Genomic DNA, 19,574 nt, shown 5'->3' with positions numbered 1-19,574 from the left:
GAGAGCCTATGTCAGGAGTCAACAGGTTGTTCACCCATGACACCGAGGCGGCCCTCATCGCCGCCGCCGCCCTCGTCAACACGATGCCCGGGAGCGTCCCCGGCGACACGAGCGAGGACACCCTGACCTCGGTCGAGCAGCTCGAGCAGCTGTTCGACGACCAGCAGTGGACCGGCCGGTTCGACCGCGACACCGCCGAGCTCGACACCGTGCGGGCCCTGCGCCCCCGGCTGCGCGGGCTCTGGGAGGGAGACGAGAGCAGCGTCGTCGCCCTCGTCAACGAGCTGCTCGCCGACGCCCGCGCCCTGCCACAGCTCGTCGACCACGACGGCCTCGGCTGGCACATCCACGCCACGCCCGCCGACGCCCCACTCCCCCAGCGGATGGCCGTCGAGGCCGCGATCGCCGTCGTCGACGTCGTGCGGGCCGGCGAGCTCGACCGGCTGCGGATCTGCGAGGCCGAGGACTGCGACGACGTCGTCGTCGACCTGTCGCGCAACCGGTCCCGCCGGTTCTGCGAGGGCGGCTGCGCGGCCCGTGCCCACACCGCCGCCTACCGCGCCCGCAAGGCGGGCGCCTGACACGGCATACGCAAGCGCTTTCACACGGCGGTAACGGCGGCGAAACCCCGACCGCCGCTACGTCTGCGAGGTTCGTGCCGGTGCCTCCCGGCACCCCGGGCACGAGCCCGACACCGTCGTCGTGAGGACTGCCTGGCTCCCCCGAACCAGGAGCAACCCACGTGACCCACCTCGAGCACCTCACACCCAGACGCGTCGCCGCCGTCCTCCTCGTCATCGCCCTGTGCGGCGCCACCGCCGTCACGACCTGGGCCCTGGGGCGCGGAGCCGGCGAGCCCACCGGCGCACCCCCGAACCGCGTCCTGACCCCCGACCTCGTGACGAACGTCGGCTACCAACAGGCCCTCGCCGCGCAGCCCACCGGCACGCCGAAGGTCACCGTCATCGGCACCGGCGGCACGATCGCCGGCGTCGCCGAGAGCCGCAGCAGCTTCACGAACTACCGCGCAGGGCAGATCCCCATCGCCGACCTCGTGGCCAAGCTGCAGCCGGAGATCGGGGCCGTCGCCGACGTCGACACGATCCAGTTCGGCAACAAGGGATCCGGCGGCTACACGATCGCCGAGTTCCATGCCCTCACCCTTGCCGTCGAGAAGGCGCTCGAGACGTCAGACGGCGTCGTCGTCACGAGCGGCACGGACACGATGGAGGAGTTCGCGTACTGGCTCGACCTGACCGTCCAGAGCCCCAAGCCGGTCGTCATGACCGGCGCGATGCGCCCGACCGTCGCCGAGTCCGTCGACGGCCCCGGCGTCATCGGCGCCGACGGCCCGGCCAACCTCTACAACGCGATCGCCCTTGCGGGCAGCCGCGTCACGACCTGCTTCGGCACCGTCCTCATGCTCGGCGACGAGTTCCACGCCGCGCGCGACGTCACGAAGACGAGCTCCTACCGGATGGACACGTTCCAGACGCGCGAGCTCGGTGTGCTCGGCTGGGTCGACGGACCCAACGTCAAGGTCGGCCGCGCCCCCGCTCGCGTCGCGGCGTGCGACAACCCGCGGAAGTGGGCGACGCCCTTCGACCTGTCGGACATCAAGGCCGCCGACCTCCCGCGCACCGAGATCGTCTACGGCTACCAGCAGGCCGGCGGCGAGTCGGTCACCGCCTTCGCCGACGCGGGCGTCAAGGGCATCGTCACCGCGGGCACCGGTGCCGGAGGCATCTCCGCAGCGCAGTCGGCGGCCCGGTCCGCGGCCGCCGCCAAGGGCGTCGTGTTCGTCAGCACGACGCGCACCGGGTCGGGTTCGGTCTACGGCGGCAGCGGCAACGTCATCGCCGGCGACGACCTGCTCCCCCAGAAGGCGCGCCTGCTGCTCATGCTGAGCCTCGCCTACGCCAAGGGCGACGTCGGGCAGGTGCGCACGTGGGTCACGACCATCGGCAACCCCGAGTGGGACACGCTCGCGACATCGGCCGGCACGCCGCCGGGCCAGCTCAAGCCAGCCGCGTGACCGGCATGACACAGCCGCGCTGAGGCACCACGCACACACGCACCACGCACCGAGGCCGTATGCCGTCGGGACCCGCCCGGCGGCATACGGCCTCGTCGTGTGCTGGCCGCTCAGGCCTTGCCGTCGAAGAGGCTCGTGACCGAGCCGTCCTCGAAGACCTCCTTGATCGCCATCGACACGAGGGGCGCGATGGACAGGACCTCGAGCTTGTCGAAGCGACGGTCGTCGGGGATCGGCAGGGTGTTGGTGACGATGACCTCCTCGACCCGGCAGGCCTTGAGGCGGTCGACGGCCGGTCCCGAGAGGATGGCGTGGGTCGCGGCGATGATGACCGCGTCCGCTCCCTGGTCCATGAGGGCGTCGGCCGCCTTCGTGATCGTGCCGGCGGTGTCGATCATGTCGTCGACGAGCACGCAGACCCGGCCCTTGATCTCACCGACGACGCGGTTGGCGACCACCTCGTTGGGCCGGTTGATGTCGCGCGTCTTGTGGATGAAGGCCAGCGGGGCGCCACCGAGGCGCGAGCTCCAGTCCTCGGCGACCTTGATCCGGCCGGCGTCGGGCGAGACGACCGCCAGGTCGAGGTGGCCGTACTTCTTCGCGACGTAGGCGGCGAGGATCGGCATGGCCATGAGGTGGTCCACGGGGCCGTCGAAGAAGCCCTGGATCTGCGCGGTGTGCAGGTCGATCGCCATGAGCCGGTTGGCGCCGGCGGTCTTGAAGAGGTCGGCCATGAGGCGGGCCGAGATCGGCTCGCGACCCCGGTGCTTCTTGTCCTGGCGGGCGTAGCCGTAGAACGGCAGCACGACGGTGATGCGCTTGGCCGACGCACGCTTGAGGGCGTCGATCATGATGAGCTGCTCCATTATCCACTCGTTGATCGGAGCGGTGTGGCTCTGGATGACGAAGGCGTCGGAGCCGCGGACGGACTCCTCGTAACGCACGTAGATCTCGCCGTTGGCGAAGTCGTAGGCGGACGTCGGCACGAGTGCCGTGCCGAGCGCCTGGGCGACCTCCTGTGCCAGCTGGGGATGGGCTCGGCCGGAGAAGACCATGAGGTGCTTCTCGGTCGTCTTGTTGATGCCACTCATCCCTGGGCGTCCTTCGTGTCGTTGGTCAGCTCGTTGGATAGGTCGTCGGTCAGGTCGGTGGTCGGCTGGGTGGTCGACTGGTCGTCCGGCGATGCCTGCGCGGCCCGGGCCGCCGCGTCGGTCTTCGTGCCGGCGCGCCGGCGCGCGACCCAGCCGTCGATGTTGCGCTGCGGCGCCCGGGTCACGGCGAGCTGTCCGGGCGCGACGTCTCCGACGATCGCCGATCCGGCCGCGACGTAGGCACCGTCGCCGATGGTGCGCGGTGCGACGATGACCGAGTTGCTGCCGACGAAGCTGTGAGCGCCGACGTGCGTGTGTCCCTTCGTCACCCCGTCGTAGTTGGCGAAGATGGTGCCGGCGCCGATGTTCGCGCCCTCGCCGACCGTGGCGTCACCGCAGTACGTCAGGTGCGGCACCTTCGCGCCGTCGCCGATCTGGGCGTTCTTCGTCTCGACGAAGCCGCCGATCTTGCCGTGCGCGCCGAGGCGCGTGCCCGGCCGGAGGTACGAGAAGGGCCCGACGGTCGCGCCGGGCCCGATCTCGGCGAGCTCTGCCTGTGTGCGTACGACGCTCGCGCCGTCGCCGACCTCGACGTCGGTGAGGGTCGTGTCGGGGCCGATGACGCAGTCGCGGCCGATCGTGGTCGCACCGAGAACCTGCGTGTTGGGGTGGACGACGGTGTCGGGACCGATCGAGACGTCGGCGTCGAGCCATGTCGTGGCGGGGTCGATGACGATGGCGCCGTCGCGCATGGCCTGCTCGACCGTGCGGCGGTTGAGCTCGGCGCCGAGGCGGGCGAGCTGCACCTTGTCGTTGACGCCCTCGGTCTGCCAGAGGTCGGCGACGAGGTGTGCGCGAACCGTGAGACCGCGACCCCGGGCGATCGCGATGACGTCGGTGAGGTACTTCTCGCCCTGGGCGTTGTCGGTGCCCACCTCGGCGAGAGCCTCGCGCAGGACGGTCGCGTCGAACGCGTACAGCCCGCTGTTGACCTCGCGGATGGCGAGCTGCTCGTCGTCGGCGTCCTTCTGCTCGACGATCGCGAGCACGGACCCCTCGTCGTCGCGGATGACGCGCCCGTAGCCCGTCGGGTCCTCGAGCGTCGCGGTGATGACGGTGACCGCGCTGCCGGAGGCGTCGTGCGCCTCGACGAGGCCCTCGAGCGTCTCGGTGGTCAGGAGCGGCACGTCGCCGTAGGTGACGACGACGGTGCCGGACAGGTCACCCGGGAGCACCTCGAGCGCGCACTCGACGGCGCGACCCGTGCCCTTGACGTCGTCCTGGTCCGCCACGATCGCCTCTGGGTCGACCTGGGCCACGTGCTCGGCGACGCGGTCGCGCTCATGGCGCACGACGACGGCGAGGTGGTGTGGGCTCGTGCCCCGGGCCGCCCGGATCGCGTGGCCCACGAGACTGCGGCCCCCGATCGTGTGGAGGACCTTCGGGGTCGTGGACTTCATGCGTGTGCCCTCACCGGCGGCGAGGACGATCACGGCGGTCGGCCGTCGATCGCTCACAGGGCGCAGCTCCTTTGTGGATGGGGGTGCACTCGGGTGCGGACGACCCCGGATCGCGTGGCGTGGGGGCGCCGGGCCCATGCTACTCGGGCGCCAGAGGCCCGCCCGCCCGGCCGTGGGCATGCCGTGACCCCCCTCACACACAACCCCCGAACCCGAGGACGTATGCCGTCCGCCCCCGCTCACGGCGCCGCTCGCTAGGCTCGATGCCATGCCCGGGCTTGAGGTCCGCCCTCTGACGTTGAGCCGGTGGGACGACGTTGCGACCGTGTTCGGCCGGCGTGGCGATGATCCGGCGTGGGACTGGTGTCGGCGGTTCCTCCAACCGCCACCGGAGCAGACGGACCTCGCGCTGGAGAGACGTGACAACCGTGCCGCCTTCCACAGCGAGGTGGCCAACGCGCCGGTCCCGCCCGGCCTGGTCGCCTACCTCGAGGACCAGCCGGTCGGATGGACTCGGGTCGGGCCGCGCGATGGGTTCGCCGGAGTCTGCGGCAACCGCGCACTGGCTCGGCTACTGGACCCAGATCCCGCTGCGTGGTGGGTCACCTGCTTCGCCGTTGCACCGCCCGCCCGCGGAGCCGGTGTGGGGACATCCCTGTTGCGCGCCGCGGTCGAGTTCGCCTTCGCCCACGGCGCAACGTCGGTCGAAGGGCATCCTGTCGACGTCGAGGGTCTCAAGACCGGACGCGCGTCGCCGTCATCGATCTTCACCGGCACGGTTGAGATGTTCGTGGCGGCCGGCTTCACCGAGATCGGGCGCACGCACCCCTCTCGGCCCGTCATGCGCCTCGCAGTGAAGCGTCGGTTCGGCGGCTCGGAGTGAACAGGTGGCATGTCAGAGGGTGGCCAACCGGATGGCTGCTCCTGTTAGCAAATGTGTTGGCAAGAGCCGTCCGGGAGGATGGGCACTGATATGCACCAGCATCTATGTGCGCAGGTCAGGAACCAGACTTGCGCTCCCCGGGTAGGAGTCGAACCTACGTCGCTAGTCCTGATTCAAAGTCAGGCGGGCCCTGCCGGCAGACCAACCGGGGATCGTCACCAGCCGTGCCGCGAGGGCACCGGCGGGACCACCACAGGGTAGTGCAGGCCACGCCGGGGGCTTCGTGCACGTCGCGGTCGTCGCGGCCGGGCAGAATGGCGCCGTGACCGCCGACCGACCCGACCGAGCCGAACGCTCCCGCCCGCGGGCCCGGATGACGGGACCGGAGCGGCGCGAGCAGCTGCTCACCGTCGGCCGCAAGCTCTTCGCCGACAAGGGGTTCGAGGCGACCACCGTCGAGGAGGTGGCCTCCCGGGCCAACGTCTCCAAGCCGGTCGTCTACGAGCACTTCGGCGGCAAGGAGGGTCTCTACGCCGTCGTCGTCGACCGTGAGATCCAAGCGCTGCTCGGCGGCATCAGCACCGCCCTCGAGGAGCCCGAGGGCGCCCGGGTGCTGCTCGAGCGGGCGACGATGGCGCTGCTCGACTACATCGAGAGCGACCCATCGGGCTTTCGCATCCTCGTACGCGACTCGCCGCCCGGGCAGTCGACGGGCTCGTTCGCGAGTGTCCTCGGGGAGGTCGCCTCACAGGTCGAGCACCTGCTCGCCGCCGAGTTCAAGCAGCGCGGCATCGACACGAAGTCGGCCCCGATCCACGCGCACATGCTGGTCGGCATGGTCGCCCTGACAGGCCAGTGGTGGCTCGACCACCGCAAGTTCAAGAAGGACCAGGTGGCCGCGCATCTGGTCAACCTCGCCTGGAACGGCCTGTCGGGGCTCGACCAGGCCCCGCGGCTCGTCACGGTCCCCCACCGATAGACCCGGTCAGGGACGGGTCAGGACGGGGTGAGGATCTCGGTCCAGGTGTGGCCCGCTGCGTCGGACACCCGGACGACGACCGGCTCGACGCCGCCCGTGCCGGACTGCTCGAGGAGAGCCTGGCCGCGTCCGCCCGTGCACGTGACGGCTGGCCCGGAGGTCTGAGCGCACGTCCAGCTCGAGTTGCGCACGGTGAGCCGCCCGGAGCCGGACTCGATGCTGATGCGGACCGTCATCGTGCCCAGGATCTGCGAACGCACGCGCACCGAGATGCGCGCCGGATCACCGTCGGACACGAGCCGGGCGGTCATCGTGGGCGCGCCGGCCGGGGGTGGCGTCGTGGTCGGCGGAGGAGGCGGTGTCGTCGTGGCCGGAGGCTTCGGGTTCGGGGCCGTCGGCGGCTTCTCCCCCGGAGCCTGCGTGCCCGTGCCCGGACCGGCACCGGTGCCGTCCGGGGTCGGCCTCACCGAGTCGGGAGCGGGCCGGTCGACCGTCGAGCTGACCGGGCTCGGCGTGCCGGTGACCGTGACCCGCCGGGCGGTTCGGCCCACGGACGGGATGGCCGACGCGCTGACGGTCGAGACCGGCTGGCCGCGAGGCGCCGTGGCCGCCGGCGACGGGGTCGACCCAGCCGACGTGGCGCGGGGCGCCGTTGCCGTCACGGCCGACGGCGTGGGGCCGGCGGCCGGCGGCGGGGGCGAACCCGGCAGCGCCAGTGCCCCGGCGACACCTGCCGTGACGGCCACACTGGCGACGAGGCCGGCGACTCGGCTCGCGACCTGCGCCGCGGCGTCGATCCCCGACGCGCCCGACGAGGAGGCCGACGACAACGGGTCGGTCGTCGGGGTGGACGAGCCGTCGGCCGCTCCCGCCGAACCCGAGCCGGGCTCGGCACCGAGCACACCGGAGGACCCCGTCAGCACCGCCGCGCTGACGAACCCCGGCGTGCCCAGTCCGGCTGTGAGGACGAGCGGCACGAGCAGGGACGGGAAGCCGTCGTGGATGAGCCTGAGGTCCGCAGCGAGCGACGCGGCATGCGGACAGTCGGCGACGTGCGCCTCGGCACGTTCGGTCTGGCGCCTCGGCAGCCGGCCCCGCACGAGCGCTCCCAGGTGGCTGATCGTCCAGCGGCACTCGTCGTCGTCGGCGTGGGCCAGGCCACGCTGGGCCCGGGCGTCGAGGTAGAGCGCGCGGAGCGACTCACGGGCTCGCATGGCCCGGACGCTGACGGCGTTCGCCGTCATGCCCAGGACGGGAGCGACCGCCCGCGGCGCGGCGCCCTCGACGGTCGTGTGCCAGAGCACGCGCTGGTCCCTCTCGGACAGGCCTGCGAACGCCTCCCGGACGAGCGCGAGGCCCTCCTCGTCGACGGCGAGGCCGGCGAAGGGGTCCTCGAGCGGCGGGGTGAGCTCGTCGAGGTCCTCCGGCTCGGTGGGCACGAGCCGCAGGTCGCGCCGGCCCTGGTCGATGGCGACCGTGCGCACCGCGGAGAGAAAGTAGGCGCGGAAGTGCTCGTCGGGCCCGCGGCCGTCGCGGATCAGCGAGAAGACGCGGGCTGCTGCCTCCGCGACGATGTCGTCGGGGGCCGCGCGTCCGCGGTGACGGCCGGCGACGGCATACGCGGCGGGGAGGTGGCGTCGCCACAGCTCCCCGAACGCCTCCGCCGACCCTTCTCGGGTGAGCTGCAGGAGGTATCCGTCAGGAGCCGAGGCCCACGCCTCGCTCGACCACAAGGTCGCGTCTGCCGACAACCCTTCGCCCTTCTACTGCCCCGAGTGCGTGCCAGTCTGCCAAGCAGCGGGGTGGGCGTCGAGTCGGGACACCAGCGCGTCCACTATCGGGACACAACCATCCGGACCGGGCGGGGCCCGAAGGGGTGGCAGGTTTCGTCCTCCCGAATGATCCCCTCCACGAAACCACGCGGGAGGACGAAACCTGACGGCACCACCAGAGACAACCCGTAGGGGCCACTCCCTCCCCTGACCAAGCGGGAGACCCCTGCGGTGCCGTCATCTGTATGACGTGCCAGAACCCATTTCATGACACGGTTTTCCGAAATGGGAGGAAATGCCGGAAATTGACCCAGATTTTCTTCCACGGTGAGACGGCCGACCTGGGCGAGACCCGGGCCTTACCGACCCGAGACTCGGGTTTTACCCGGTGACGGCGCCCCGCTAACGGCTGGTGCGCGCCACCGCGAAGGTCCGCGTGAACGGGAAGAGCACCCCGAACGGCCGCCTCGGGTATGCCGCCTCGAGCTCGCGCTCGTAGTCGGCGACGAACGCGTCGCGTTCCTCGTCGTCGAGCACTCCGAGCACCGGGCGCAGGCCCGTGCCGCGGACCCACTCGAGGACTGGGTGCGGCTCGCCGTCCTCTGCGGGCAGCACGTGCTCGTACGTCGTCTGCCACACGTCGACGTCAGGGGTAAGGTCGAGCAGGAGGGAGGCGTACGTCTCCGGCCGGGCAACGGCCTGGGCGCGGTCGAGCACGGGGCGCAGGTCGTCGGCGCGGGGGTGGCGTGCGGCGACCTCGCGCATGAGGCGGTGGGACGGCGCGTCGAAGTTCGAGGGCACCTGCATCGCGAAGGTGCCGCCGGGCGCGAGGCTCTCGAGCCACGACGGGATGAGGCGCAGGTGGCTCGGCACCCACTGGAGCGTGGCGTTGGTGAGGATGACGTCGATCGGCCCACCGGACTCGGTGGGGTCCCAGTCCTCGGCCGCGGCCTCGACCCACTCGACCCGGCCGTCGACGTCGAGGGTGCGGGCCTTCGTGAGCATCTCGAGCGAGCTGTCCACGCCGATGACGCGCGCGCCCGGCCAACGCTGGGTCAGTCCCACGGTCAGGTCGCCGGGACCGCACCCGAGGTCGGCGACGAGCCGGGGGTCCCGAGCGTCGACCCGCGCGAGGAGGTCGGCGAAGGGCCGGCCGCGATGGCCCGCGAAGACGGCGTACTGGTGGGGGTCCCACGCGGCATCCGACATGTGGTCGACCGCGCCGGGGACGGCCGGACGCCCCGGTTGGGGCGCGGCGTCAGTAGGGGCTCGGTTCGTCGGTTCGGTCATGACTGCCCTCGCTTTCCTTCGATGTCAAGAGTCTTGACGGCGACTACAGTTGGGCCATGAGCGCCGACCGCAGGCCCGTCGACCTTAGGCCCGCCGATGACGTCGACGAGATCGTCGCGGCCTGGCGTCGTGAGCGGCCAGACCTCGACGTGTCTCCGCTGGAGGTCCTCTCGCGGGTCTCGCGGCTCGCGCGTCGGCTCGACCTCGCGCGCGGGTCGGCGTTCTCCGAGCACCTGCTCGAGGGCTGGGCCTTCGACGTCCTGTCGGCGCTGCGCCGTGCGGGCGAGCCGTACGAGCTGTCGCCGGGCGCGCTCGTGCAGCAGACGCTCGTCACCTCGGGCACGATGACCAACCGCGTCGACCGCCTCGAGCGCAGCGGCTTCGTCGAGCGCCGACCCGATCCGGGCGACCGCCGCGGCGTGCTCGTACGCCTGACCCCGGCGGGGCGCGACGTCGTGGACTCGGCCATGGCCGACCTCATCGAGCAGGAGAAGTCGCTCCTGTCCGAGCTCAGCCCCACCGACCGCGAGCAGCTCGCCGGCCTGCTGCGGCGCATGCTGGCACCGCTCGAGGCGCGCGCCGGCGGCGCCCAGGTCTGAGACCGGGCTACCGGAGGCGGCAGGAGTCCGGGTCGGGTTTGGGGTCACCGCACGGGCCCGGGCACCCGTCACAGTGCGGCCTGCTCGAACTCCAGCCTGTTGCCCACCGGGTCGGCCGTGTGGAAGCGACGGAGCCCCGGGATGGCGTCGTCCCACGTGACGGTGGCGCCGGCTGCCTGTACGGCTCGCGCCACCTCGTCGACGTCGGCGACGGCGATGCCGGGATGGGCCTTGCGCGCCGGGGTGAAGCCGTCCTCGATGCCGACGTGCACCTCGGCGGTCCCGGCGCGGAACCACGCGCCCCCTCGGGCCCGCAGCCGTTCCGGCTTCTCGACCTCCGTCATCCCGAGGACGCCGCCGTAGAAGGCGCGCATGGCGTCCTCGCAGCCTGCGGGGCCGGACACCTGGACGTGGTGCAGGAACATCTCCATGCCCGGCAATTTATCTTGATATCAAGATAAGTTCAACGGTCCGCGGGGGTGCGCAACCCCCGCGCGTACCTTCCGGTAACCCTGAGTCGTTTCTCCTTGCACCGGGCCGCCCGCCTCGGCGCGACCCGACGAGCACTCCTAGGAGAACCGCGTGAAAACCACCCGCAGGCACGCCCTCACCATCGGGCTGTGCGTCATCACGGCGGCAGCGGGCGCCCCGCTCGCGTCGGCAACGACGTCAGCCGCGCTTCCGCCGGTCAGCACCACGCCCACCAACACGCTGACCGACACCGTTTCCGACCTGCTCGCCACGCTCGACACCAGGGCCGTGACGAAGGCCGTCGTCCCGACGAGCACCACCCGCACCGCCGTCGCGAAGCTGCTCACAGCAGCCGGCTCCGGCGCGCGCGCCACGTGGGACCCGCGCTTCGGCACGCTCCGCGCCCTCCGCGCGACCGGCTACCTGTCCTCTGCCCGCACCGGATCCGCGGTCGACGTCGCCCGTGGCTGGCTCGCGTCGCAGCCGTCGGCGTTCGGGCTCACCGGCTCGCAGGTGCAGTCGCTCGCGGTCGCGCGCGACCACACGCTGCCAGGCACCGGTACCCACGTCGTCAGCTTCGTGCAGACGTTCGCCGGGGTGCCGACCGCCCGCGGGGGCCGACTCAACGTCGCCGTCGCGTCCGACGGTCGTGTCCTGTCGTATGCCGGCGAGTCTGCTCCCGGCGCGACGCTCGGTGGCGCCTGGGTCCTCGGTGAGGCCGGCGCTCTCCTCAAGGTCGCGGGCACGCTCGCGCCGGGGACGGCATACGCCCCCGTCGCGGACGGCACCCAGGCCGGCTTCACGACCTTCACGCGGGGCCCCTTCGCAGGACCCGGGTACGTGCGCAAGGTCGCGTTCCCGTCGCGCACCGGCCCGGTCGCGGCGTACAAGGTCTTCTTCCTCAAGAGCCAGACCGAGGCTTGGGAGGTCATCGTCGACGGCACCACCGGTGCCACGCTGCACCGCACGAGCGTCGTCCAGTTCGACGACGCCCACGGCACGGTCTACGACAACTACCCCGGTGCGGCGAAGGGCGGCCAGCCGCGACAGCAGTCGTTCGGTCCCACGGCCCAGTCCCCGAAGGGCTGGGTCGACCTGACCGGTGCGACCGGCGCCGGCAGCACGACGGTCGGCAACAACGCCGACACGTACGCCAACTGGTCGAACTTCATCGGCCCCGTCGACAACGCGCCCCGGCCCGTCGCCGCCGACGGCCACTTCGACTATCCCTACACGAACCAGTGGGCGGCCACCGGGGGCCAGACCGTGCCACCGTCGTACGCGTCGGACCTCGACCCGGCCGCGACGAACCTCTTCTTCCAGCACAACCGGATCCACGACGAGTACTACGCGCTCGGCTTCACCGAGACCGCCGGCAACTTCCAGGTCGACAACGCAGGCAAGGGCGGCCAGGGCGGTGACGCGATCCGCGGCCTCGTCCAGGCCGGTGCGGCGTCCGGAGGCGCACCGACCTACACGGGCCGCGACAACGCGTACATGCTGACGCTCGACGACGGCATCCCGCCGTGGAGCGGCATGTTCCTGTGGGAGCCGATCGACGACGCGTTCGAAGGGCCCCATCGCGACGGGTCGTTCGACATGTCGGTGATCCAGCACGAGTACACCCACGGCCTGTCCAACCGCTACGTCGCGGGTGGCGCGGGCCTCGCCTCGCAGCAGGCTGGGTCGATGGGCGAGGGCTGGTCCGACTGGTACGCCCTCAACCACGGGTTCTCGGCGGGGCTGCTGACCAAGCCGATCGTCGGCGACTACGTCACGGGCAACCCGATTCGCGGCATCCGCAACTGGAACTACGACCAGAACCCGACGACCTTCGGCGACATCGGCTACGACCTGACCGGACCCGAGGTGCACGCCGACGGCGAGATCTGGACTGCGACCCTGTGGGACCTGCGCAAGGCGCTCGTGGCCCGCTACGGTGCGGCCACCGGGGCGCAGGTCGCCGCCCGGCTCATCACGGACGGTATGCCGCTGACGGCGCCGAACCCGTCGTTCCTCGACGCGCGCGACGGCATCCTCTCCGCCGACCTCGACCGCTACCACGGCGACAACACCGCGCTGATCTGGTCGGTCTTCGCCAAGCGTGGCGCGGGCGCGTCGGCCACGAGCAACACCGGAGACGACACCGAGCCGAAGCCCGCGTTCGACCACCCCGCCGCGGCGCAGAACGGCACCGTGGCGCTCACCCTGGTCAACGCGACGACGGGCCAGCCGATCTCGAACGCGCGGGTCATCCTCGGGCGCTTCGAGGCCCGCGTGTCACCGCTCGTGCGCACGGGCTCGTCCGGCGGCGCGAGCGTCAGGGCCGTCGCGGGCACCTACCCGCTGACGATCCAGGCCCCGGGCTTCGGCACCCAGACGATCGAGGGGTTCTCGGTCGCGGCCGGCAAGAACGCGGCCCGGAAGATCTCACTCGCCCCGAACCTCGCCTCGACGGCGGCGGGCGCGCAGGTCGTCTCCGTCTCGAGCCAGGACGACGGCGCCCCGGCGAAGTTCGCCTTCGACGACACGGCCGCCTCGGTGTGGTCGACGAAGGCCGGCGAGACGCCCTACAACGCCGGCCCCGACCAGCGGGTCACGGTGAAGCTCGCGGCCGCGGCGACGGTCAGCTCGGTGCGGGTCAGCGCGTACAAGGCGACGAATGCCTCGCGGTTCGCTGCGCTCAAGGGCTTCACGGTCCAGACGTCGCTCGACGGCGTGACGTGGACGAGTGCGCGCACCGGCGCGTTCGGGTACCAGACCCCGCGGCCGACCGCCCCGGACCTCAACTACGCGACCTTCACGCTGGCCAAGCCGGCCAAGGCCGCCTACCTGCGGTTCTTCGTCGACTCGGTCCAGGGCGACACGACGACGTACGCCCAGGTCGCCGAGATCGAGGCGTTCGGCTCGGGCGCCACCGTGGCCAACGGCACCGTCACCCCCGACGCGCCGTACAGCGACCACGGCACGATCGTCGCCAACAACCCCGCCGCGGGTGACCCGACGGGGCTGCAGAACGTCTTCGGCGTCACAGGTACCGAGATGAACACCGCGTGCACGTTCCCACCGGCGTCGCAGGGCGTCGACGGGTGGGTGACGAAGTTCCCGGCGGGCTTCTCCGACGGGCTGCACTCGGTCTCGGTCACCGGCAGGAGCGCGCTCGACGACACGGTCGGGCACGACCTCGACCTCTACTTCCTCGACAGCGCGTGCCAGCTGACGGGGTCGGCGGCCACGGCCTCTGCCGACGAGTCGGCGGTCATCCCGCCGGGCTCGGTCTACGTCGTCACGCAGCTCTACACCGGGGCGAACGTCACTGTCGACGTCACCGCCGTCGACAACCGCTGACCTCGCAACACTCCGCAACACTCCGCAACACACCGAGCAGACCGCAACGCACCGGGATCCGATCCCGGTGCGTTGTCGGTTCCTCGGTGTGTTGCGGTGGAGCGGCGGCTGGGTCAGCCGACGACCTCGGCGGCCTCGAGCCACTCGAGCTCGAGCTCCTCGCGCTCGCTGACGACGGCCTGGAGCTTCTCGTTGAGGTCGGCGAGCGCTGCCGGGTCGGTGGCCCGCTCGGCCATCTCGCCGTGCAGGCGCTCCTCGCGGTCCTGCAGACGCGAGAGCTGCTTCTCGATGCGGGCCATCGTCTTGCGGGCCTCGCGCACCTCCGCGGGGTTCGCCGTCGGCGCGGACGACGACCCAGCAGGTATGCCGGCCCGCTGGGTCTGGCTGGCAGCCCGCGCCTCGGACGTGGTGGCCGACGAGGAGGCGGTCAGGGCCGCCTCCCGCAGCCGGAGGTACTCCTCGACACCGCCGGGCAGGTCACGCAGACGACCGTCGCCGAGGAGCGCCAGCTGGTGGTCGCAGGCCCGCTCGAGCAGGTAGCGGTCGTGCGACACGACGACGAGCGTGCCGGCCCAGCCGTCGAGGACGTCCTCGAGGGAGGTGAGCGTCTCGATGTCGAGGTCGTTGGTCGGCTCGTCGAGGATGAGGACGTTGGGCTCGGTCAGCAGCAGGCGGGTCAGCTGGAGTCGGCGGCGCTCGCCGCCGCTCAGGTCACCGACGCGCGACTGCTGCCGCCCGCCCGGGAAGCCGAGGCGCGTCGCGAGCTGGCTCGCGCTGATCTCCTTGCCGCCCAAAGTGGTCCACTGCCGCACGTCCTCGATCGCCTCGATGACCCGCCACTGCTCGAAGCGCTCGAGCTCGCGCACCTCCTGGGTCAGGTGGGCGATGGCCACGGTCTTGCCGATCTTGCGGCGGCCGCCGTCGAGCGGGATCTCGCCGGTGAGCGCCCTCAGGAGCGTCGACTTGCCGGCGCCGTTGACGCCCACGATGCCGATCCGCTCCCCCGGCGCGAGGCGCCAGGTGACGCGGTCGAGCAGCCGTCGCTCCGTGGGCGGCGCGCCGACGGTGACCGTCGCGTCCTCGAGGTCGAGCACGTCCTTCCCCAGGCGCCGGCCGGCGAACGACGCGAGCTCGACGCTGTTGCGCGGCGCGGGTTCGTCGGCGATGAGGGCGTTGGCCGCGTCGATGCGGAACTTCGGCTTGCTCGTGCGGGCAGGCGGGCCGCGGCGCAGCCAGGCGAGCTCCTTGCGCATGAGGTTGGCCCGGCGGTCGGCGACGACCCCGGCGAGACGGTCGCGCTCTGCCTTCGCGAGGACGTACGCGGCATACCCTCCCTCGAAGGCGCTGACGCCGCCGGCCTCGACCTCCCACGTCATGGTCGCGTACGCGTCGAGGAACCACCTGTCGTGGGTGATGGCGACCGTCGCGTTGCCCGGGCGGGGACGCTTCGTCGCGAGGTGGTCGGCGAGCCAGGCGACGCCCTCGACGTCGAGGTGGTTGGTCGGCTCGTCGAGCAGGAGCAGCTCAGGGTCGGCGACGAGCAGGCGCGCCAGCGCGAGACGGCGGCGCTCGCCACCGGACTTGGGGCCGACGCGGCTGTCGAGGCCGCCCACGTTCTGCGCCTCGATGCCGCCGAGCAGGCCGGTCAGGACGTCGCGGATGCGCGGGTCGCCGGCCCAGACGTGCTCCGGCAGGTCGCCGAGCACCGCCTCGCGGATCGTCCACTCGGGGTCGAGCGAGTCCTCCTGCGACAGCATGCCGATGCGGATGCCGCCCTCGCCACCCTGCTTCGTGATGCGTCCGGAGTCGGCCTCCTGGAGACCGGCCATGACGCGCAGCAGGGTCGACTTGCCGCCGCCGTTGACGCCGACGACGCCGATGCGGTCGCCGGTGAGGACGCCGAGGCTGACGTCGTCGAGGACGTGCGTGGTGCCGAAGACGAGCGAGACGCGTTCGAGCGAGATCAGGTTGGCCATCGGTGACTGACCCTACGGCCTGCGCCTCCACCGGCCGAAATGCGCGTCAGGTCTCGAACGCGGGTCTCGAACGCGTCGCCGGGTCTCGAACGCGTCGCTGGGTCTCGAACACATCGGTGCACCGGCGCGTTCGGCACCGAACGATTCGTTCGGTGCCCCAGCAGGCCGGCGGGGGGCAGACGGGTCAGACGCTGCGTGGGGCGGCGACGATCTGGGCGCCGTGGACGGGGCCCTTGGCCCGGCGCAGGTCGCGGCACAGGTCGGAGGCCGCGAGCGACACGGACAGGTCGAGGGCCGCCTCGTGGCTCTCGGTGAGGAACGCGACCGTCGGGCCCGAGCCCGACACGATGCCGCCGAGCGCCCCGAACTCGACACCCGCGTCGCGCAGCTCGCGCAGCTGCGGGCGCAGGGAGAATGCCGCGGGCTCGAGGTCGTTGTGCAGCGCGGCCCCGAGAGCGGCCGGTTCACCCGACCGGAGGGCCGCCATCAGCCGGGAGCTGACCTTGGGCTCCGGCGCGTCGACACCGTCACGCTCGCGCAGGCGGTCGCATTCGGCATACACCTCGGGGGTCGACAGGCCGGTGTCGCTGATGGCGAACACCCAGTGGAAGGTGCCCCGAGCGAGGACAGGCGCGAGCTGCTCGCCGCGGCCCGAGCCCATCGCGTTGCCCCCCGTCAGCACGAACGGCACGTCGCTGCCGAGCGATGCGGCGAGCTCGGCCAGCTCCTCGCGGTCGAGGCCGAGGCCCCAGAGCTGGTCACAGGCCACGAGCGCCGCTGCGGCGTCGGCCGAGCCACCGGCCATGCCACCCGCGACCGGGATGTCCTTGTCGATGCGGATCGAGAGACGCTCGTCGACGTCCCAGCGCTCGGCGACGAGGCGGGCAGCGCGGACCGCGAGGTTGTTGCCGTCGGTGGGGATGCGGTCGGCGTAGGCGCCGGCCGCGACGACCTGCCAGTCGTCCCACCGGGCGACGGAGACCTCGTCGTGGAGGGACACGGCCTGGTAGACGGTCGCGAGCGCGTGATAGCCGTCGGCTCGCCTCGGGCCGACGCGCAGCTCGAGATTGACCTTGGCCGGGACCCGCACGGTCACGGCGCCGGGCAGAGTCGGCGCGACAGTCATGCGCCCACCCTAGGGGCCTTCCCGGTCTGGTTAGTTCGGATGGCTCCGACGACGCACCCGCGGCTCGGCGGCGGCTCCGGCGGGCCGGGCCTCGGCGATGCGCGCGAAGGTCGTGATGTCGAGCTGCTCGCCCCGCGTCCGCGGGTCGACGCCTGCGGTCACGAGCGCCTGCTCGGCCCGGTCGGCCGAACCGGCCCAGGACGCGAGGGCGCCCCGCAGGGACTTGCGCCGCTGGAGGAAGGCCGCGTCGATGCACCGGAACACGTCCTCGCGGCTCGCCGTGGTCTTCGGCGGCTTGCGACGACGCAGCGACACGAGGCCCGAGTCGACGTTGGGGGCCGGCCAGAAGACGTTGCGCCCGACGCGACCGGCGAGCTCGACGTCGGCGTACCACGCCGCCTTGAGGCTCGGGACACCGTAGATCTTGGAGCCGGGCTTGGCGGCCAGCCGCTCGGCCACCTCGAGCTGCACCATGACGAGCACCCGCTCGATCGACGGGAAGTGCTGGAGGAAGGACAGCACGACCGGGACCGAGATGTTGTAGGGAAGGTTCGCGACGAGGGCCGTCGGGTCGGCGCCCGGGAGCTTCGTGACGGTGAGGGCGTCGGCGGCGACGAGGCGGAGCCGCTCGACGTTGTCGGGCTGGAGCGAGCGGACGGTCTCCTCGAGCGCACCCGCGAGCCGGGGGTCGACCTCGACGGCGGTCACGGACTTGACGACGGGCAGCAGGGCGAGGGTGAGCGAGCCGAGCCCCGGCCCGACCTCCACGACGACGTCGTCCGGACCGACGCCGGCCACACGGACGATCTTTCGCACGGTGTTGGCGTCGACGACGAAGTTCTGGCCCCACTGCTTCGTCGGCCGTACCTCGAGCCGCTCGGCCAGCTCGCGCACCTGCGCCGGGCCGAGGAGCGCGGCATCGTCGGCCTGCGGCGCGGCGTGCTTCTTCGTCATGCGTTCACCCTATTGGCGCGACGCGCGCTGCCACCGCGCCCCGCCGCCCCGACGTCGCCCGATGATGGGGCCGACGCGAAAGGCCCCCGACCGCGTGAGATCGGGGGCCCTCGCGTATGCCGGGGGCGCGCTCAGGCGCAGCTCCACGGCGACGTGCCGCTCGTCTCGTAGAGACGGTTGGCCACGGTGATCTGCTCCTCACGGCTCGCGAGGTCGGCGCGCGAGGCGAAGTCGCCACCACCGGCACCCAACCACGTCGAGGTGAGGAACTGGAGGCCGCCGTAGTAGCCGTTGCCGGTGTTGATGTGCCAGTTGCCGCCGGACTCGCACTGCGCGATCCTGTCCCACATGTCGGCGCGGGCCAGGTTGAGGCCGGCGCCCGAGCTCGAGCCGCTGCTGCTCGTGGTCGTGGTCGTCGTCGCCGACGGACGCTCCTTCGTGCCGACGAGCAGGATCCGGTCCACCGGCTGCTTCGTGACCTTGGCGGAGATCTCCTTGGTGGAGACGACCTTGCCGTCGACGACCGTCGTGCGGACGGTGACGACGCGCTGGCCGTCGACCCCCGCGCGCGAGACCTTCGTCTGGCCGGTGTAGAGGTCGTTGGTCTTCTTCTTCGTCGTGCCGTAGGCGATCGACTCGGTGACCTTCTTCTCCTTGGTCTGCACGCGCTGCACGACGACCTTGGCGCCCGACGCGAGGCGCGTCGTGACCGGCGGGTTGACCTTGTCGGTCTTTGCGAGTCGCACGCCGAGCTGCGTCAGGGCCTCACCGACGGTGGCGGCGGCGACGGTCTTGGTCGTCGTCCTGCCGTCGACGGTGACCGTGACGGCCTTGGGCGTGACGATCGTGAGCGTGAGGCCCTGTCGACCGATCGTCTGCGAACGCGACACCGACAGGCGGGCGCCCTCACCGCGCAGGCCGAGGGCGAGCAGGGCGCCGTCGACCGTGGTCTCGGTCGTGCGCAGCGTGCGCGTCTTGCCATCGACCGTGAGGGTCAGCAGGCGGGCGTACTTCACGGTGATCGTGTCACCGTCGCTGATGGCGGTGGCGGCCGCGGGGACGACGACGTCGCCCTTCTTGACCGCGATGCCTTGGCTGTCGAGCACGTCACCGACGGTGGAGCCGAAGACGTGGGCGGTGGTGGCCTTGCCGTCCACCGACAGGTTGACAGTCTTGTCGAGCTGCGCCGCGCCGACCGCACCACCGGTGAGGACGATGGCTGCGCCAGCGGCGGCCAGGATCTTGGCATTGCGAGAAATCAAAGCACTCCGAACGTCGTACGACCCGGGTGCGACGCGCTCTCGATCCATCCGCCTCACGTCGTCGGGAGGAGGTCGATGCGGGGTAGCAACCGGCCAACAGTCGTCCACAGTGACCGATCAATGACGGAAAGGTCAAATTTCGATAACGGCGGCCGGTGTGGCTGGACCGCAGATGTGCGGTGCGCTAGGTGTACCCGGCCATGACGTTGGTAGCAGCGAGCCTGCTTGAACAAACGAGAACCTCCGAATGGGATGTGGCTTGTCTAAGGCCCACTCCAACCCGGAGGTTCTCGTGTCCCACGGTAGTGCCCGGCTGACCATCCATGGT

The 19,574-nt window shown here is 71.6% G+C and carries 15 protein-coding genes and 1 tRNA gene; 6 read left to right on the top strand and 10 right to left on the bottom strand.

All coding sequences use genetic code 11. From position 1 onward, the window contains the following. The first annotated feature begins 8 nt into the window (after positions 1 to 8). Both ACFQU3_RS04455 and ACFQU3_RS04450 read left to right on the top strand, forming a co-directional pair. A complete protein-coding gene (locus ACFQU3_RS04455) occupies positions 9 to 581 on the top strand; it encodes a CGNR zinc finger domain-containing protein (protein ID WP_385907099.1) in 573 nt (190 codons plus the stop codon). 161 nt (positions 582 to 742) lie between these two features. Beyond that, a complete protein-coding gene (locus ACFQU3_RS04450) occupies positions 743 to 2,035 on the top strand; it encodes an asparaginase (protein ID WP_385907096.1) in 1,293 nt (430 codons plus the stop codon). A gap of 110 nt (positions 2,036 to 2,145) precedes the next feature. On the opposite strand, the gene ACFQU3_RS04445 is transcribed toward ACFQU3_RS04450, so the two are convergent. After that, positions 2,146 to 3,126: a ribose-phosphate diphosphokinase gene (locus ACFQU3_RS04445; protein ID WP_385907093.1), complete on the bottom strand. Its 981-nt coding sequence runs from the start codon at positions 3,124 to 3,126 to the stop codon at positions 2,146 to 2,148. Then, positions 3,123 to 4,643 (bottom strand): bifunctional UDP-N-acetylglucosamine diphosphorylase/glucosamine-1-phosphate N-acetyltransferase GlmU, encoded by a 1,521-nt coding sequence (glmU, locus tag ACFQU3_RS04440; protein WP_385907091.1) that lies wholly within the window; start codon positions 4,641 to 4,643, stop codon positions 3,123 to 3,125. The genes ACFQU3_RS04445 and glmU overlap by 4 nt, the downstream gene beginning before the upstream one ends. 211 nt (positions 4,644 to 4,854) lie before the next feature. Here glmU and ACFQU3_RS04435 point away from each other — a divergent pair, with 211 nt between their 5' ends. Then, positions 4,855 to 5,469, top strand: a complete 615-nt coding sequence (locus tag ACFQU3_RS04435; protein ID WP_385907088.1) for a GNAT family N-acetyltransferase — start codon at positions 4,855 to 4,857, stop codon at positions 5,467 to 5,469. Between the two features lie 133 nt (positions 5,470 to 5,602). Here the strand turns inward: ACFQU3_RS04435 and ACFQU3_RS04430 are convergent. Then, positions 5,603 to 5,681: transfer RNA gene (locus tag ACFQU3_RS04430), tRNA-Gln, on the bottom strand. A 161-nt stretch (positions 5,682 to 5,842) separates the two neighbouring features. On the opposite strand from ACFQU3_RS04430, the gene ACFQU3_RS04425 reads away from it, so the two are divergent. Beyond that, positions 5,843 to 6,448 (top strand): TetR/AcrR family transcriptional regulator, encoded by a 606-nt coding sequence (locus ACFQU3_RS04425; protein ID WP_385907318.1) that lies wholly within the window; start codon positions 5,843 to 5,845, stop codon positions 6,446 to 6,448. Positions 6,449 to 6,465: 17 nt separating this feature from the next. Here ACFQU3_RS04425 and ACFQU3_RS04420 read toward each other — a convergent pair whose 3' ends face one another. Together ACFQU3_RS04420 and ACFQU3_RS04415 are read right to left on the bottom strand one after the other, a co-directional pair. Next, positions 6,466 to 8,199, bottom strand: coding sequence for a sigma-70 family RNA polymerase sigma factor (locus tag ACFQU3_RS04420; protein WP_385907085.1), 1,734 nt, complete (start codon positions 8,197 to 8,199; stop codon positions 6,466 to 6,468). Positions 8,200 to 8,622: 423 nt separating this feature from the next. Next, positions 8,623 to 9,510: a methyltransferase domain-containing protein gene (locus ACFQU3_RS04415; RefSeq protein WP_385907082.1), complete on the bottom strand. Its 888-nt coding sequence runs from the start codon at positions 9,508 to 9,510 to the stop codon at positions 8,623 to 8,625. A 56-nt stretch (positions 9,511 to 9,566) separates the two neighbouring features. Between ACFQU3_RS04415 and ACFQU3_RS04410 the strand changes: the two genes are divergently transcribed. After that, positions 9,567 to 10,109: a MarR family winged helix-turn-helix transcriptional regulator gene (locus ACFQU3_RS04410; protein ID WP_385907079.1), complete on the top strand. Its 543-nt coding sequence runs from the start codon at positions 9,567 to 9,569 to the stop codon at positions 10,107 to 10,109. Between the two features lie 68 nt (positions 10,110 to 10,177). Here the strand turns inward: ACFQU3_RS04410 and ACFQU3_RS04405 are convergent, their stop codons facing one another. Beyond that, positions 10,178 to 10,540, bottom strand: coding sequence for a VOC family protein (locus ACFQU3_RS04405; RefSeq protein WP_385907076.1), 363 nt, complete (start codon positions 10,538 to 10,540; stop codon positions 10,178 to 10,180). A gap of 151 nt (positions 10,541 to 10,691) precedes the next feature. Here ACFQU3_RS04405 and ACFQU3_RS04400 point away from each other — a divergent pair, with 151 nt between their 5' ends. Further along, on the top strand, positions 10,692 to 13,928 hold the full coding sequence (locus tag ACFQU3_RS04400; protein ID WP_385907073.1) for a M36 family metallopeptidase: 3,237 nt from the start codon (positions 10,692 to 10,694) through the stop codon (positions 13,926 to 13,928). Positions 13,929 to 14,041: 113 nt separating this feature from the next. Here the strand turns inward: ACFQU3_RS04400 and ACFQU3_RS04395 are convergent, their stop codons facing one another. The 4 genes from ACFQU3_RS04395 to ACFQU3_RS04380 form a co-directional block, all read right to left on the bottom strand. Then, the gene (locus tag ACFQU3_RS04395; protein ID WP_385907071.1) at positions 14,042 to 15,904 is read right to left on the bottom strand and encodes an ABC-F family ATP-binding cassette domain-containing protein; all 1,863 of its coding nucleotides are present in this window, start codon (positions 15,902 to 15,904) and stop codon (positions 14,042 to 14,044) included. Between the two features lie 184 nt (positions 15,905 to 16,088). Next, a complete protein-coding gene (locus ACFQU3_RS04390; RefSeq protein WP_385907068.1) occupies positions 16,089 to 17,030 on the bottom strand; it encodes a 4-(cytidine 5'-diphospho)-2-C-methyl-D-erythritol kinase in 942 nt (313 codons plus the stop codon). 30 nt (positions 17,031 to 17,060) lie between these two features. Continuing rightward, positions 17,061 to 17,984, bottom strand: a complete 924-nt coding sequence (gene rsmA / locus ACFQU3_RS04385) for a 16S rRNA (adenine(1518)-N(6)/adenine(1519)-N(6))-dimethyltransferase RsmA (protein ID WP_385907065.1) — start codon at positions 17,982 to 17,984, stop codon at positions 17,061 to 17,063. A gap of 131 nt (positions 17,985 to 18,115) precedes the next feature. Beyond that, positions 18,116 to 19,246, bottom strand: coding sequence for a transglycosylase family protein (locus tag ACFQU3_RS04380; RefSeq protein WP_385907062.1), 1,131 nt, complete (start codon positions 19,244 to 19,246; stop codon positions 18,116 to 18,118). Positions 19,247 to 19,574: the final 328 nt, after the last annotated feature.

It is taken from the genome of Terrabacter sp. GCM10028922, assembly GCF_042666095.1.
Classification (GTDB): Bacteria; Actinomycetota; Actinomycetes; order Actinomycetales; family Dermatophilaceae; genus Terrabacter.
The sequence above is the reverse complement of the archived record's forward strand: the minus strand, read 5'-3'. Positions and strand labels throughout refer to the sequence as shown.

What these genes read in the sequence shown, in the direction of transcription:
- ACFQU3_RS04435 (WP_385907088.1), top strand. Translation starts at nt 4,855, where the DNA reads ATGCCCGGGCTTGAGGTCCGCCCTCTGACGTTGAGCCGGTGGGACGAC.
- ACFQU3_RS04390 (WP_385907068.1), bottom strand. Translation starts at nt 17,030, where the DNA reads ATGACTGTCGCGCCGACTCTGCCCGGCGCCGTGACCGTGCGGGTCCCG.
- ACFQU3_RS04425 (WP_385907318.1), top strand. Translation starts at nt 5,843, where the DNA reads ATGACGGGACCGGAGCGGCGCGAGCAGCTGCTCACCGTCGGCCGCAAG.
- ACFQU3_RS04415 (WP_385907082.1), bottom strand. Translation starts at nt 9,510, where the DNA reads ATGACCGAACCGACGAACCGAGCCCCTACTGACGCCGCGCCCCAACCG.
- ACFQU3_RS04405 (WP_385907076.1), bottom strand. Translation starts at nt 10,540, where the DNA reads ATGGAGATGTTCCTGCACCACGTCCAGGTGTCCGGCCCCGCAGGCTGC.
- ACFQU3_RS04445 (WP_385907093.1), bottom strand. Translation starts at nt 3,126, where the DNA reads ATGAGTGGCATCAACAAGACGACCGAGAAGCACCTCATGGTCTTCTCC.
- ACFQU3_RS04395 (WP_385907071.1), bottom strand. Translation starts at nt 15,904, where the DNA reads ATGGCCAACCTGATCTCGCTCGAACGCGTCTCGCTCGTCTTCGGCACC.
- rsmA (WP_385907065.1), bottom strand. Translation starts at nt 17,984, where the DNA reads ATGACGAAGAAGCACGCCGCGCCGCAGGCCGACGATGCCGCGCTCCTC.
- ACFQU3_RS04455 (WP_385907099.1), top strand. Translation starts at nt 9, where the DNA reads ATGTCAGGAGTCAACAGGTTGTTCACCCATGACACCGAGGCGGCCCTC.
- ACFQU3_RS04410 (WP_385907079.1), top strand. Translation starts at nt 9,567, where the DNA reads ATGAGCGCCGACCGCAGGCCCGTCGACCTTAGGCCCGCCGATGACGTC.